This window comes from Enterobacter sp. SA187 (assembly GCF_001888805.2).
Lineage (GTDB): Bacteria > Pseudomonadota > Gammaproteobacteria > Enterobacterales > Enterobacteriaceae > Enterobacter_D.
On sequence record NZ_CP019113.1, the window covers coordinates 942,088 to 956,349 of the forward strand.

14 protein-coding genes are annotated in these 14,262 nt (G+C 56.6%); 5 read left to right on the forward strand and 9 right to left on the reverse strand.

Annotated elements, in window-relative coordinates; genetic code table 11:
• Window positions 1-131 precede the first annotated feature (131 nt).
• Window positions 132-1,085: an HTH-type transcriptional regulator MetR gene (gene metR / locus BMF08_RS04625; protein WP_072571115.1), complete on the forward strand. Its 954-nt coding sequence runs from the start codon at window positions 132-134 to the stop codon at window positions 1,083-1,085.
• On the opposite strand, the gene BMF08_RS04630 is transcribed toward metR, so the two are convergent.
• The 3 genes from BMF08_RS04630 to pldB form a co-directional block, all read right to left on the reverse strand.
• Window positions 973-1,872 carry a carboxylate/amino acid/amine transporter gene (locus BMF08_RS04630; RefSeq protein WP_072571114.1) on the reverse strand — a complete coding sequence of 300 codons (900 nt, stop codon included), beginning with the start codon at window positions 1,870-1,872 and terminating at the stop codon, window positions 973-975. The two genes, metR and BMF08_RS04630, sit on opposite strands and share 113 nt — an antisense overlap.
• A 71-nt stretch (window positions 1,873-1,943) precedes the next feature.
• Window positions 1,944-2,744 (reverse strand): sugar/pyridoxal phosphate phosphatase YigL, encoded by an 801-nt coding sequence (gene yigL, locus BMF08_RS04635; protein ID WP_072571113.1) that lies wholly within the window; start codon window positions 2,742-2,744, stop codon window positions 1,944-1,946.
• Between the two features lie 8 nt (window positions 2,745-2,752).
• A complete protein-coding gene (gene pldB / locus BMF08_RS04640) occupies window positions 2,753-3,778 on the reverse strand; it encodes a lysophospholipase L2 (protein ID WP_072571112.1) in 1,026 nt (341 codons plus the stop codon).
• Window positions 3,779-3,887: 109 nt separating this feature from the next.
• Here pldB and rhtB point away from each other — a divergent pair, with 109 nt between their 5' ends.
• The gene (rhtB, locus tag BMF08_RS04645; protein ID WP_072571111.1) at window positions 3,888-4,508 is read left to right on the forward strand and encodes a homoserine/homoserine lactone efflux protein; all 621 of its coding nucleotides are present in this window, start codon (window positions 3,888-3,890) and stop codon (window positions 4,506-4,508) included.
• 82 nt (window positions 4,509-4,590) lie between these two features.
• Window positions 4,591-5,571 carry an Rpn family recombination-promoting nuclease/putative transposase gene (locus BMF08_RS04650; protein ID WP_072571110.1) on the forward strand — a complete coding sequence of 327 codons (981 nt, stop codon included), beginning with the start codon at window positions 4,591-4,593 and terminating at the stop codon, window positions 5,569-5,571.
• A gap of 38 nt (window positions 5,572-5,609) precedes the next feature.
• On the opposite strand, the gene rhtC is transcribed toward BMF08_RS04650, so the two are convergent.
• The 3 genes from rhtC to pldA all read right to left on the reverse strand — a co-directional run bounded on the left by rhtC (window position 5,610) and on the right by pldA (window position 9,059).
• Window positions 5,610-6,230 (reverse strand): threonine export protein RhtC, encoded by a 621-nt coding sequence (gene rhtC, locus BMF08_RS04655; RefSeq protein ID WP_072571109.1) that lies wholly within the window; start codon window positions 6,228-6,230, stop codon window positions 5,610-5,612.
• A 61-nt stretch (window positions 6,231-6,291) separates the two neighbouring features.
• Complete coding sequence (recQ, locus tag BMF08_RS04660) at window positions 6,292-8,121, reverse strand: ATP-dependent DNA helicase RecQ (protein WP_072571108.1); 1,830 nt, start codon at window positions 8,119-8,121, stop codon at window positions 6,292-6,294.
• 68 nt (window positions 8,122-8,189) lie between these two features.
• A complete protein-coding gene (gene pldA, locus BMF08_RS04665) occupies window positions 8,190-9,059 on the reverse strand; it encodes a phospholipase A (RefSeq protein ID WP_072571107.1) in 870 nt (289 codons plus the stop codon).
• Between the two features lie 158 nt (window positions 9,060-9,217).
• Between pldA and yigI the strand changes: the two genes are divergently transcribed.
• Both yigI and rarD read left to right on the forward strand, forming a co-directional pair.
• A complete protein-coding gene (gene yigI, locus BMF08_RS04670; RefSeq protein ID WP_072571295.1) occupies window positions 9,218-9,685 on the forward strand; it encodes an acyl-CoA thioesterase YigI in 468 nt (155 codons plus the stop codon).
• 57 nt (window positions 9,686-9,742) lie between these two features.
• The gene (gene rarD, locus BMF08_RS04675) at window positions 9,743-10,639 is read left to right on the forward strand and encodes an EamA family transporter RarD (RefSeq protein WP_072571106.1); all 897 of its coding nucleotides are present in this window, start codon (window positions 9,743-9,745) and stop codon (window positions 10,637-10,639) included.
• A gap of 39 nt (window positions 10,640-10,678) precedes the next feature.
• Here the strand turns inward: rarD and corA are convergent, their stop codons facing one another.
• From corA to uvrD, 3 genes are all read right to left on the reverse strand, one after another.
• Window positions 10,679-11,629, reverse strand: coding sequence for a magnesium/cobalt transporter CorA (gene corA / locus BMF08_RS04680; RefSeq protein WP_072571105.1), 951 nt, complete (start codon window positions 11,627-11,629; stop codon window positions 10,679-10,681).
• Window positions 11,630-11,781: 152 nt separating this feature from the next.
• Complete coding sequence (gene ysgD / locus BMF08_RS21435; protein WP_368073599.1) at window positions 11,782-11,838, reverse strand: YsgD/CorL family protein; 57 nt, start codon at window positions 11,836-11,838, stop codon at window positions 11,782-11,784.
• Window positions 11,839-11,986: 148 nt separating this feature from the next.
• Window positions 11,987-14,149, reverse strand: coding sequence for a DNA helicase II (uvrD, locus tag BMF08_RS04685; protein WP_072571104.1), 2,163 nt, complete (start codon window positions 14,147-14,149; stop codon window positions 11,987-11,989).
• Between the last annotated feature and the right edge of the window lie 113 nt (window positions 14,150-14,262).

The window sequence follows — 14,262 nt, forward strand, 5'->3', positions numbered from 1 at the left end:
GAACGCAGCCAACGCACCATAAATTTAAAAGACATTGGATTTTTAGCCGTCCAGATGTTTACACATCTATAATTGGCAGTTACTGTATATTCCTCAAGCGCAAATTGTTCATGCCGGAGTGAAGGACTTTCATGATCGAGATTAAACATCTGAAAACGCTACAGGCGTTACGGAATAGCGGATCGCTGGCGGCGGCGGCAGCCACGCTGCATCAGACGCAATCCGCCCTCTCCCACCAGTTCAGCGATCTGGAGCAGCGCCTTGGCTTTCGGTTATTTGTGCGTAAGAGTCAGCCGCTGCGCTTTACGCCGCAGGGCGAGATCCTGTTACAGCTGGCGAATCAGGTACTGCCGCAAATCAGCCGGGCGCTTCAGGACTGCAACGAGCCGCAGCAAACGACGCTGCGCATTGCCATTGAATGCCACAGCTGCATTCAGTGGCTGACCCCGGCGCTGGAAAATTTCCGCGCGAAATGGCCGCAGGTGGAGATGGATTTCAAATCCGGCGTGACCTTCGATCCCCAGCCCGCGCTGCAACAGGGGGAACTGGACGTGGTGCTGACCTCCGATATTCTGCCGCGCAGCGGTCTGCACTATTCACCGATGTTTGATTTTGAAGTGCGGCTGGTGCTGGCCCCGGATCATCCGCTGGCGGCAAAAGCGCGTATTACGCCGGAAGATTTAGCCTGCGAAACGCTGCTGATTTATCCGGTGCAGCGCAGCCGGCTGGATATCTGGCGGCATTTCCTGCAACCGGCAGGCATCACCCCGGCGCTGAAAAGCGTCGATAACACGCTGCTGCTGATCCAGATGGTGGCGGCAAAAATGGGCATCGCGGCGCTGCCGCACTGGGTGGTGGAGAGTTTTGAGCGCCAGGGCCTGATCGTGACCAAAACCCTGGGCGAGGGATTGTGGAGCCGGCTGTACGCCGCCGTGCGCGATGGCGAGCAGCGTCAGCCGGTAACGGAAGCCTTTATTCGCTCAGCGCGGAACCATGCCTGCGATCATCTTCCTTTTGTGCGGAGCGCGGAGCGACCCACCGGCGATGCACCCACAGCGAAGCCACTATCACCGACCCACCAATAATAAAGCTGGGCCAGTGCGGCTGCTGATGCCAGATCGCCAGGTTAACCAGCAGACCGGCGGGCACATGCATATTGTTCATGATGCCCAGCGTGCCCGCATCCACCTGTGTGGCGCCATAGTTCCACATGAAGTAGCCAATGCCGGAGGCTGCCACGCCAAGAAACACCAGAATGCCCCATTGCAGCGTGGTTTCCGGTAATTTCTGCGCGTTGCCCATCATAAACCAGGCGATCGCCGCCACCACGAACGCGCCCATATAGAACCAGGCAAAGGCGTTATGCTGCGGCATTGGACGGGTTTCCATCAGGCGTTTATAGCCCACCATTCCCAGCGCAAAGCTGATGTTTGACAGCTGCACCAGCAGCAGGCCCATCCAGAAGTGATCGGTGACCTGATCGTAACGGATGATCCCTGCGCCAATCACCGCCAGCAGGGCGCTAAATGCATAGCCCCAGCGCAGGCGGCGCTTGCTCATCAGATCATAAATCAGGGTGATGTACAGCGGCGTGAGCACGGTGAACAGCAGCAGTTCCGAAACCGTCAGGTACAGATAAGCATGGAAGCTCAGCATATACATGATGCCGAGCTGCATGGCGCCCACCAGCATATAGAGCGCAATGGTTTTCAGATCGTGCCCGCGGGTGCGCAGAAAAGGTAAAAAGACCAGCGCCGCGAGGCCGACGCGCACCAGCACGGCGAAATAGCTGTCAACGTGACCGGCAAGGTATTCGCCAAACAGGCTGAAGGAAAACGCCCACAGAACGGTGGTGATGATCAGTAACGCCACAATGAATGTCTCTTTGATTAATGAGCATTCATTGTAGCGGACTTCATGGTTGACAACTGATTGCTATTTAATCAATCGAGAAACAACTTGCGCAGGTAATTGGGCACAGCGTTGTCGGCGTTGGTGCCGATCACTTCCAGCTCCGGATGCAGATCTTTCAGCCGCTGGTGGGCGTTAGCCATAATGCAGCCTTTACCGGCCATCGAGAGCATTTCCGCGTCGTTCATGCCGTCGCCAAAGGCGATGCAATCCGCTAAGCCATAGCCCATCGCTTTGGATACCGCTTCCAGCGCGTGGCCTTTCGAGACGCCGCCCGCCATCACTTCCAGACAGGTGAGCGTGGAAAAACTCACGTTAACGCGATCGCCCCAGCGGGCGTTGATCGCCTGCTCCAGCGGCAGCAGCTTTTCATGGCTTTCGCAGCTGAAGAAAATTTTGCTGACGTTGTCGGCGTCCAGCAGGCCTGGCTCAAAGAGGGAATAGCTGAAAACCGCCTCTTTGAAAAAGCGCATTTCATCGGGACGATGACGGTTAATAAACCATTCGTCGTCACGGTAGACGTTGGTGAGAATATCCGGGTTCGCATGCACCACGCCAAACAGGTCGCTGGCAATATCGCGATCCAGGTTATGAGTGAAGACCAGATTGCCATCGGTATCATGCACACGCGCACCGTTGGAGGTGATCATATAGGCTTTGATGCCGAGATTATCGCGGATCTGGCCCACGTCGACGTGGTGACGGCCAGTGGCGAAGACAAAGTTAACGCCCCGCGCGGTCAGCAGCTTTAACGTCTCTTTCGCATAAGGGGAAAGGGTATGGTCGGGCGAGAGCAGCGTGCCATCTAAATCAGACGCAACAACCTGATACATAAGAAAATTCAACCTCTGGACAAAGCGGGAGACCCGCCGGGTGAGTTATGCCTGTCGAAAAAATCGACGATGGCGTTAAGCGCGACTGAGCGCATAGCGTCCTTTTCAAAAAGGATCTCATGGTAAGCGCCATTAATGACCAGCGGTTTGCCTCCTTCACAGGGATGGCCCGCTGCGGCGCGAATTTCACAATAACGATCGTGCATGCGGTTATCCACTACCCGCTCTTCTTCTGCCTGGATAAGCAGCATGGGCGTGGCGTCGTTGGCGGCGCCTTCCAGCACCATCTCGCCCGCGCGTATTCCTTCCCGTACCCAGTGATTCGTTGGCCCGCCGACGCGCAGCTGCGGATCGTCAGCATAAAAGCGCAAGTTGCGCCGGTAGCGTTCCCGGCTGTGGGTCAGCACGTTGAGGCTGTAGGGCAGCGGCTGCCAGCGTCCGGTGCCGATGGCGTAGCTTTCGCGCATACGCGGGTTGCCTTCGGCCCAGTCAAGAATGTGTCGCACCATCCAGTCCGGCAGACGGATAACAATGCCAAACATCGGCGCGGTCAGGGCGATGGCATCACAGGCCTGCGGCGTGCGTTGCAGAAACAGCGTGGAGATCGCGCCGCCCATGGAATGCCCCAGAATGTAGCGTTTGCGCCACGGGCCTGGCGTCACTTCCTGCGCCCAGAAAGCCGCCAGATCGTCGACGTAATCATCAAAATTATCGACGTGACCGCGATGGCTGTCGGAAAGCAGACGCCCGGAGCGCCCCTGCCCGCGGTGATCGATGATCAATACGTCAAAACCGAGATGAAACAGATCGTACGCCACTTCGGCATACTTCACGTAGCTTTCGATGCGTCCGGGGCAGACGACAATCACCCGATCGTGGCCGAGCGCGCGAAAGCGCACAAAGCGGATCGGGATATTATCGACGCCGATGATTTCGGCTTCCTCGCGCTGACGCCAGAAATCGGTCAGCGGTCCGTGAGTGAAGGCCGCATACGCGTTTTCTCTTGTTTCCCAGTCCATTTTCTGCCGAAACATTGGGTCTGAACCCCCGACTGCCGTGTATTATCGTTTTTTCAGGCCGCGCTACACCGTACCCAAACACCAAGGTATTGTGGCATAAAAAATGTCATCCAGGGAGTTTCACATGACCTTCGAATGGTGGTTCGCTTACCTCATCACGTCAATTATCCTCAGCCTGTCGCCGGGCTCCGGGGCGATCAACACCATGACTACCGCCATGACGCACGGCTATCGCGGCGCGGCGGCCTCCATCAGCGGTCTGCAGACCGGACTTGCCATTCATATCGTGCTGGTGGGTATTGGTCTGGGTACGCTGTTCTCCCGTTCTGTAATGGCCTTTGAAGTGCTGAAGTGGGCGGGCGCGGCCTATCTGGTATGGCTGGGTATTCAGCAGTGGCGCGCGGCGGGGGCACTGGATCTCAATACGCTGGCGAGCACCCAGTCGCGTGGGCATCTGTTCCGCCGGGCGGTGTTTGTGAACCTTACCAACCCCAAAAGCATTGTGTTTCTTGCCGCGCTCTTCCCGCAGTTTATCGTGCCGCATCAGCCGCAAATCATGCAGTACGTGGTGCTCGGCACCACCACCATCGTGGTGGATATTATTGTGATGATTGGATACGCCACGCTGGCGACGCGGATTGCGTCATGGATCAAAGGCCCGCGCCAGATGAAAGCGCTCAACCGGATCTTTGGATCGCTGTTTGTGCTGGTGGGCGCGCTGCTGGCCTCCACCCGTCATGCGTAAGTAAATCGGGAAAGCGGCTCGCAAATTTTGTTTTGTCGCAGTGCCAGAATGCCGCCATTGAAGTCACCACGGACGGCATAACATGGCGCAAGCTGCGACACCCCATGATTCGGTATTCAAAACCTTCCTCTCCCGCGTGGAAACCGCGCGGGATTTTATTGACATTCACCTGCCGCCAGACCTGAGAACGCTCTGCGATCTGGATACGCTGCGCCTGGAATCCGGCAGTTTTGTCGAAGACGATTTGCATCCCTACTACAGCGATATTCTTTATTCGCTAAAGACGACCAGTGGTGATGGCTATATCTATGTGCTTATCGAGCACCAAAGCTCGCCCGATAAACATATGGCATTCCGGTTGATGCGCTACGCGGTGGCCGCCATGCAGCGCCACCTGGAGGCCGGGCATTCCACTCTGCCACTGGTGATCCCGGTGCTTTTCTATCAGGGGCGACGCAGCCCCTGGCCCTGGAGCCTGAACTGGCTGGACGACTTTCAACAGCCGCAGCTGGCCCGGCAGCTCTACAGTAGCCCATTCCCGCTGGTGGACATTACGGTGATCCCCGATGAGGAAATCATGCAACATCGCAGCATGGCGGCGCTGACCCTGATCCAGAAGCATATCCGCCAGCGTGATATAGCCCTGCTGCTAGACAGACTCGCCAACCTGCTGCGGGAAAAGCACATGAGCGGACAACAAATTGCGGTACTGATAAAATATATGATTCAGGCAGGAGAAACGCATGACGTGAAAACGTTATTGTATGAACTGGCGCGCCGCGTGCCACAACAAGGAGACAAGCTGATGACAATCGCTGAACAGTTAAAATTGATGGGGCGGACAGAAGGACTCCTGCAAGGGATACAAGAGGGAATACAGGAAGGAATTCGGGAAGGACTACAGCAAGGGATACAGCAAGGACTACAACAAGGGATCCTCGAAGGACAACGCGCTGCTCGACAGGAGATTGCGCGACAGATGCTGCAAAAGGGCTTCGACAAAGACGCGATTATGGATATGACCGGCCTGACGCAGGACGAGTTGCAGCACCTTTGCCACTAAAAATCACCCACCCGTCTTTTATGCCGGGTGGGGAAAAGTTAGCGGGAAATAATCAGATGAATGCCGAAGCCCGCGAACAGCGCGCCGGCAACGCCATCGATCCATTTCGCCATCCGCTGATAACCGCGACGCATCGACGGCAGCGCGAACAGGCTCGCCACGACGGTGAACCAGGCGAAGGTTTCCAGCGAGATCAGTACGAAAATGCCCCAGCGTTCCGCGGAGCCGACGTTATCGCCGACAAACAGCGAGAACACCGAACCGAAGTAAATAATCGCCTTGGGATTCGCCAGATTAGTCAGCAGACCTTTCAGGAAACTACGTCCGCTGGTCGCCAGTTCCACCTGCGGCGTCGGTGCGCTGCTGTCCTGCTTTTTCAGCGCCCCGCGCAACAACTGGTAACCCATCCAGCACAGATACAGCCCGCCGCCGACCATAATAATGTTATGCAGCCACGCCATTTTTTCGAGGATCAGGTGCAGGCCAAGCAGCGCCACGCCCGCCCAGACCATCACGCCCGTGGTGATGCCCAGCACGCCCATCATGGCTTCTTTACGTGAACGGCTAACGGCAGTCTGTGAAACAAAAAAGAAATCCGGTCCCGGGCTCATCAGTGCAACGATATGCACCAGCGCCACGGTCAAAAACAGCATTAACATAACTCGCTCGCGGGGAAATAAATGATCAGGATCTCATCCTGACACTTTTTTACGTGCTTGACTACTCGTCATCGTCGCCATCGACATGCGAACGGATCAGCGCCATAAACTCTTTGCCAAAACGTTCGAGCTTACGCATCCCCACGCCGTTAACGCTCAGCATTTCGCTGGCGGTGATCGGCGTCTGCTCCGCCATCTCAATCAGCGTTGCATCGTTAAACACTACATACGGCGGGATATTCTCTTCATCGGCAATGGCCTTACGCAGTTTGCGCAGTTTGGCGAACAGCTTGCGGTCATAGTTGCCGCCGAAGACTTTCGGGTTATTACGCGCTTTAATGGCCACCACGCGCGGTACGGCGAGCTGCAGCGGGACTTCCGCCCGCAGGAACGGACGCGCGGCCTCGGTAAGCTGTAACGCTGAATGCTGGGCGATATTTTGCGTCACCACGCCAAGATGGATCAGCTGGCGGATCACGCTGACCCAGTGCTCGGTCGTATGGTCGCGCCCTTCGCCGTAGATTTTAAGTTTGTCATGACCCAGTTCGCGGATACGCTGATTATTCGCGCCGCGCAGCACTTCCACGACATAGCCCATACCGAAGCGCTGGCCGACGCGGTAAATTGCCGACAGCGCCTTTTGCGCATCCATCAGCCCGTCGTACCGGCGCGGCGGATCGAGGCAAATATCGCAGTTGCCGCACGGCTCCTGACGACCTTCACCAAAATAGTTAAGCAGCACCAGGCGGCGGCAGGTTTGTGCTTCCGCGAACGCCCCCATGGCGTTCAGCTTGTGGCGTTCGATATCCTGCAACTGGCCGGGCGGTTTCTCTTCCAGACATTTACGCAGCCAGCCCATATCGGCCGGATCGTAAAACAGCATGGCTTCAGCGGGCAGGCCGTCACGCCCGGCGCGACCGGTTTCCTGATAGTAGGATTCGATATTGCGCGGAATGTCGAAATGCACCACAAAGCGCACGTTCGGCTTGTTGATGCCCATGCCGAAGGCTACCGTCGCCACCACGATTTGCAGATCGTCGCGCTGGAACTTCTCCTGGACCTCGGCGCGAACGCTGTTTTCCAGCCCGGCATGATAGGCTCCGGCGCTGAAACCCCGGCTTTGCAGACGGGCGGCAGTGTCTTCCACTTTGGCGCGGCTGTTACAGTAGATAATGCCGGATTTGCCTTTCTGATCCTGCACATAACGCAGCAGCTGATCGAGGGGCTTGAACTTTTCCATCAGCATATAGCGGATGTTCGGGCGGTCGAAGCTGCTGACCTGGATCAGCGGATCCTTAAGACCCAGCAGGTGCACAATATCATGGCGGGTGGTGTCGTCAGCCGTGGCGGTCAGCGCCATAAACGGCAGCGCCGGGAAGCGCGCACGCAGCTGCCCCAGGGCGGCGTATTCCGGGCGGAAATCGTGGCCCCACTGGGAAATACAGTGCGCTTCATCGACGGCGACCAGCGCCGGGTTCCAGTGAGCAAGATGCTCAAGGAAGTTATCCAGCATCAGGCGTTCAGGGGCGATGTACAGCAAGCGGATTTGACCGTTGCGACAGCCTGCCATCACCTCTTGCTGCTGCTCGCGGGTTTGTGTCGAGTTCAGACAGGCGGCGGCCACGCCGTTCGCCAGCAGTTGATCCACCTGGTCTTTCATCAGCGAGATCAGAGGAGACACGACAATGGTCAGCCCTTCCAGCACCAGCGCCGGGATCTGATAGCACAGGGATTTGCCGCCGCCGGTGGGCATCACGACCAGACAGTCGCGGCCTTCCAGCACGGTATCAATGATTGTTTGCTGACCGGGGCGGAATTGCTGATAGCCGAAGGTTTCCTGCAAGACCTGTTTCGCCAGCGATGCCTGATTCATTACTTCCGCCTGCGCCACATCTACCCCATTTACCTGAAATAAAAACAGGCGCTATTTTCAGCGCCTGCGAGTGAAACTGCAATGCCTTAGAACAGATCGTTTAGCATAACGCCAACGCCGACACGCGTCTGGTTAAAGTTGTAATCAATTAATGATTCGCCGTAACCGCTATAAACCTGAGTATAAAGACGGACATGGCGGGTGATCGGATAACTCACGCCCAGTTCTGCGCCGCCGTAACCGGTATTCCAGTTATATTGCCCTTTTGCGCTCAGGATAGCTTCCCCCAGCTGATAACCCACTTTCAGCTGGTAGTAACCCATATATTTGGTGATGTCCGGGTTGTCGTCGGTATCGCCCACCACGTACCAGGGCTTCACTTCCACCAGCCAGTTACTGTTCTGCGCCATCAGGCGGGTATAAACACGGTTCCAGCTACGGGATGTCGGATCGGAGCGACCGTTAGAGTCGTGGTTAAAACCAAACTCCACATCGCGCAGCGTCCAGCCAGCCAGCTCGTAGTCGGTGGCAAAGCCGAGGAACAGCTGGGGTTCGTAGTTGGTTTCGCGGAACGGGGATGACTCGCCGCTGTTGGAGAGCTGCCACCAGGATTTCTGCGTATAGGATGCGCCAAGCACCGAGTTCGGCCCCATGATCCCGCGCCAGAACGGGAAGGCCAGACTCAACTGAAACTTCACTTCATCTTTGCGTGAGTTTTTCGCCCAGTTGTAAGTTTCGATTGCCTCTTTGTTCAGATCGCTGGTGGCCGTGTAAATGGCATAGTTCGATTCATACGGATACAACGTAAAAGGATTATCGTGCTCTTGTAAAAGATTGGCGATGATACTCCCCCGCACTGCCGGGGCGTCATGCACGGCTTTAACCGTCGCTTCCTGCGCAAATGCTGTAAACGGCAGCGCAACGGCCGCCAGAAACCAACCCAGAAACGTCCGCATCGGTCTTGCTCTCCTGAACAAAAAATAGGGGTGAATAATAATCAGACGCCCATTCTACATATTTATTAATTAACTGCGCAGTTATCGTTTCTGAAAGTGGAAATCAACATTGGCGAAGCATAAAATCAACATTTCTTTAACCAATGGATCAGGTGATTATGTCAGCCGTCCTTACAGCCGATGAAGCGTTACAGCTGGTCGGTGAGATTTTTGTTTATCATATGCCCTTCAACCGCGCGCTGGGACTGGAGCTGGAACGCTACGAAAAAGACTTTGCCCAGCTGAGTTTTAACAACCAGCCGATGATGGTGGGTAACTGGGCGCAGAGCATTTTACACGGCGGGGTAATCGCCTCGTCGCTGGACGTCGCCGCGGGGCTGGTGTGCGTCGGCAGCACCTTAACGCGTCACGATACGATCAGCGAAGATGAGCTTCGCCAGCGCCTGTCGCGCATGGGCACTATCGATCTGCGCGTCGATTATCTGCGTCCGGGCCGGGGAAATCGTTTTACCGCCTCCAGTACTTTGCTGCGCGCCGGTAATAAAGTGTCAGTCGCCCGCGTTGAACTGCACAATGAAGAACAGCTGCATATCGCCACCGCCACGGCGACGTATATGGTAGGTTGAGCGGCAGAGATCGGGTAAAATGTCGTTACTTTTTAGTAACAGATGTTGGATGTACCCATGGATGCAAAGCAGACGCGGCAGGGGGTATTACTCGCCCTCGCCGCTTATTTTATTTGGGGTATCGCACCGGCCTACTTCAAACTGATCGATTTCGTTCCCGCCAGTGAAATTCTGACCCACCGCATTATCTGGTCGTTCTTTTTCATGGTGGCGCTGATTAGCGTAAGCCGTCAGTGGTCGCAGCTGAAGAAGCTCCTCAGCCAGCCGAAAAAAATCCTGCTGCTGGCTCTGTCGGCGGTGTTAGTTGGCGGCAACTGGCTGCTGTTTATCTGGTCGGTGAATAACCATCATCTGCTGGAAGCCAGCCTCGGCTATTTTATTAATCCGCTGGTGAATATTCTGCTCGGAATGATTTTCCTCGGCGAGCGTTTTCGCCGTATGCAGTGGCTGGCGGTGCTGCTTGCCGGTTGCGGCGTGCTGGTGCAGCTGTGGACCTTTGGCTCGCTGCCGATCATCGCGCTGGGCCTGGCCTTCAGCTTTGCGTTTTATGGCCTGGTGCGTAAAAAGATCGCCGTTGACGCGCAAATCGGCATGCTGATCGAAACGCTGTGGCTGCTGCCGGTCGCCGCCATCTGGCTGTTCGGCATCGCCGATACCGCCACCAGCCATATGACGCAGAACCCGTGGTCGCTGAATCTGTTGCTGATGGCGGCGGGCGTGGTGACGACAATCCCGCTGCTGTGCTTTACCGGCGCGGCGACGCGTCTGCGCCTGTCCACGCTGGGCTTCTTCCAGTACATCGGGCCGACGCTGATGTTCCTGCTGGCGGTGCTGTTTTACGGCGAAGTGCCGGGCGCGGATAAGATGGTCACCTTCGGGTTTATCTGGGTGGCGCTGGCGGTGTTTGTGATGGATGCGCTCTATACGCAGCGCAGGGTTCGGAAAGGGTTGTGATGTTTTGCCGGATAAGCGAAGCGCCATCCGGCATAAACACTACAGCCAGTTACGGCGCTTGAAGTACAGATAGGGCGCCAGTCCCGCGAGCATCATCAGAATGATCGCCCCCGGATAGCCGAAGCTCCATTTCAGCTCCGGCATAAACTCAAAGTTCATACCGTAACTGGAAGCCACCAGCGTCGGCGGCAGGAACACTACGGACACCACCGAGAAGATCTTGATGATACGGTTCTGCTCGATATTGATAAAGCCCATCGCCGCCTGCATCAGGAAGTTAACTTTCTGGAACAGGGATTCATTGTGCGGCAGCAGGGATTCGATATCGCGCAGGATCTCACGCGCCTGCTCCAGCTGACCGCCCGGCAGGCGCGCCTTGCGCACCAGGAAGTTCAGCGCGCGCTGGGTATCCATCAGGCACAGCCGTACCTTCCAGCCGATATCTTCCTGCTCCGCCAGCGCCGACAGCGCTTCGTCGTACTCATCGCCCTGCTGGCCTTCCATAATGACGCGGCTCAGCTTTTCCAGATCGCTGTAAATGTTTTCGATCTCATCCGCCAGCTGTTCGATTTTGGTTTCGAACAGATCGAGCAGCAGTTCGTAGGCGTTGCCGTCGATCATCGCCTGGCTGCGGGCGCGCATACGGTATAACCGGAAAGCCGGTAGTTCACGTTCACGCAGGGTAAACAGGCGGCCATCGCGAATGGTGAACGCCACGGTGGAGTTACCGGCGTGATCTTCCGCATCTTCAAAAAAGAAGAAGGAGTGAATGTGCAGGCCGTCTTCATCTTCAAAGAAACGTGCCGAGGCTTCGATGTCTTCCAGCTCGGGGCGGGTCGCCAGGCTTTGCCCCAGTTCGGACTGTACGCGGTGTCGCTCATCGTCATCCGGTTCGACCAGATCCACCCAAACGGCGTCAATAAGGGGTTGTGACTCTTCCGCTTCCAGACGAGTCAGGCGATTATTTTCCAGTTGAAATGCGCTCAGCATGACCGGGACTCCCAATGCAAAAATTATCGGACAGTTCGGTGGGCACACAGAAACAAATTGGGTTTCAGACCATTAAACAGCCTGACTCAGTGCGACGGGTAAAAAATGCGGTCGCTGACAACCACTAAGGCCATCAGCGCGAGGAGATAGCCTTAGGAGTTGTTCCTGGATGACAGGGAATTGAGCCAGCATCTACTGGGTGTGTCCAAGGCGAATGTCCTCTTAGCGTAATCGTGCGCGCATGTTACGCCAGCAGAAAAATGGCGTCAACACGCAACGGAACGGCTGAGGATATTAATTAACCTTCCCGGTATAAGGCTAGCAGAATATTACAAAATTATGATATTTTTCTGAATGTTACACCGTTTCCAGCTTCGCATAGGCGGCTACCAGCCATTTGATGCCCTGACCGGGGAACGCGATTTGCAGACGGCTGTGCTCGCCGCTGCCTTCCAGATTCACCACCGTACCTTCGCCGAATTTTGCATGGCGCACGCGCTGTCCCAGCTTAAAGCCGGAATCGCTTTGGGTGATGGGCGTACCTAACTGCTTGTGCGTCACCGGACGGCTGATGCTGGCGCGCAGACGCACCTCCTCCACACACTCTTCCGGCAGCTCGCCGATAAAGCGTGACGGGCGGTGATAAACCTCTTTGCCGTACAGACGGCGGGTTTCCGCATAGGTGATGGTCAGTTTTTGCATGGCGCGGGTAACGCCCACGTAGGCCAGACGGCGCTCCTCTTCCAGACGGCCGCCTTCATCCAGCGACATCTGACTCGGGAACATGCCCTCTTCCACGCCGACGATAAACACCTGCGGGAACTCCAGCCCTTTCGCGGAGTGCAGCGTCATCAGTTGCACCGCATCCTGCCAGGTATCCGCCTGCCCTTCGCCCGCTTCCAGCGCCGCGTGGGACAGAAACGCCTGCAACGGCATCAGATCTTCTTCTTCGTCGTTGTAGCTGAACTGGCGCGTTGCCGTCACCAGTTCCTCTAAGTTTTCGACGCGCGCCTGGCCTTTTTCGCCTTTCTCCTGCTCATACATGATGAACAGGCCGGAATCTTTGATCACCCGATCCGCCTGCACGTGCAACGGCATGTCGGAGGTTTCCTGCGCCAGCGCTTCGATAAGCTCCATAAAGCGTTGCAGTGCGCTGGCGGCGCGGCCCGCAAGGGCTCTCTCCTGTAATAATTCCCGGCTGGCCTGCCACAGGGTCAGCTGCCGGTCGCGCGAGGTCTGACGTACCACGTCCAGCGTACGGTCGCCTATGCCGCGCGTGGGGGTGTTCACCACGCGTTCAAAGGCGGCGTCGTCGTTACGATTGGCGATCAGACGCAGATAAGAGAGCGCGTCTTTGATTTCCTGACGTTCGAAGAAGCGCATGCCGCCGTAAATGCGATACGGCATCCCCACCTGCAGGAGCGCCTCTTCCAGCACGCGCGACTGGGCGTTGCTGCGATAGAGAATGGCGCACTGCTCCAGCGCGCCGCCGCTTTCCTGCCAGGCCTTGATGCGGTTCACCACGAAACGCGCTTCGTCGAGTTCGTTGAAGGCGCAGTAAAGGGAGATGGGATCGCCATCAATGCCTTCAGTCCATAGCTTTTTCCCCAGTCGCCCGTTGTTGTTTTCAATCAGGGCGTTGGCGGCACGCAGAATATTGTTGGTAGAGCGGTAGTTCTGCTCAAGACGAATGGTTTCCGCGCCAGGGAAGTCGTTCAGGAAGCGCTGAATGTTTTCCACCTGCGCGCCGCGCCAGCCGTAGATGGACTGGTCATCGTCGCCCACAATCATCACCTTACCGGTATCGCCTGCCAGCAGGCGGATCCAGGCGTACTGAATGTTGTTGGTATCCTGGAATTCGTCCACCAGAATATTGGTGAAGCGCTCGCGGTAGTGGTTGAGGATGTGCGGCTTATTGAGCCACAGCTCATGAGCGCGCAGCAGCAGTTCGGCAAAATCCACCAGCCCTGCGCGATCGCAGGCTTCCTGGTAAGCCTGGTAGACTTTCTGCCATGTCTGCTCCACCGGGTTGCCGAAGCTTTGAATATGATGCGGACGAATGCCTTCGTCTTTCTGACCGTTGATGTACCACATCGCCTGACGCGGCGGCCACTGCTTCTCGTCGAGGTTCATGGCTTTGATCAGGCGACGTAACAGACGCAGCTGATCTTCGCTGTCGAGGATCTGGAAATCCTGCGGCAGATTCGCATCCATATGGTGCGCGCGCAGCAGACGGTGCGCGAGGCCGTGGAACGTCCCGACCCACATGCCGCCCTGGCTGTTGCCCATCAGCTGGCTGATACGGTGGCGCATTTCCGCCGCCGCTTTGTTGGTGAAGGTCACCGCCATAATGGAGTACGGCGAGCAGTTTTCTACCGTCAACAGCCAGGCGATACGGTGGACCAGCACGCGTGTCTTACCGCTGCCTGCGCCTGCCAGCACCAGCATATTGGTGCGCGAGGCGGCTACCGCATCACGTTGTTTGTCATTGAGGCTGTCGAGCAGGTAAGAAACGTCCATTGGCACCGCCACGTAGTAATCAGAAACAGAACGAATTGCCCGATGGCGCTTCGCTTACCGGGTCTGCGTTATCGCAGGGCGGATAAGCAGAGCGCCATCCGCCAAAACCCTGG

Coding starts and splice junctions, on each gene's coding strand:
- metR (WP_072571115.1), top strand. CDS start 132: ATGATCGAGATTAAACATCTGAAAACGCTACAGGCGTTACGGAATAGC.
- yigL (WP_072571113.1), bottom strand. CDS start 2,744: ATGTATCAGGTTGTTGCGTCTGATTTAGATGGCACGCTGCTCTCGCCC.
- pldB (WP_072571112.1), bottom strand. CDS start 3,778: ATGTTTCGGCAGAAAATGGACTGGGAAACAAGAGAAAACGCGTATGCG.
- rhtB (WP_072571111.1), top strand. CDS start 3,888: ATGACCTTCGAATGGTGGTTCGCTTACCTCATCACGTCAATTATCCTC.
- BMF08_RS04650 (WP_072571110.1), top strand. CDS start 4,591: ATGGCGCAAGCTGCGACACCCCATGATTCGGTATTCAAAACCTTCCTC.
- rhtC (WP_072571109.1), bottom strand. CDS start 6,230: ATGTTAATGCTGTTTTTGACCGTGGCGCTGGTGCATATCGTTGCACTG.
- pldA (WP_072571107.1), bottom strand. CDS start 9,059: ATGCGGACGTTTCTGGGTTGGTTTCTGGCGGCCGTTGCGCTGCCGTTT.
- yigI (WP_072571295.1), top strand. CDS start 9,218: ATGTCAGCCGTCCTTACAGCCGATGAAGCGTTACAGCTGGTCGGTGAG.
- rarD (WP_072571106.1), top strand. CDS start 9,743: ATGGATGCAAAGCAGACGCGGCAGGGGGTATTACTCGCCCTCGCCGCT.
- corA (WP_072571105.1), bottom strand. CDS start 11,629: ATGCTGAGCGCATTTCAACTGGAAAATAATCGCCTGACTCGTCTGGAA.
- uvrD (WP_072571104.1), bottom strand. CDS start 14,149: ATGGACGTTTCTTACCTGCTCGACAGCCTCAATGACAAACAACGTGAT.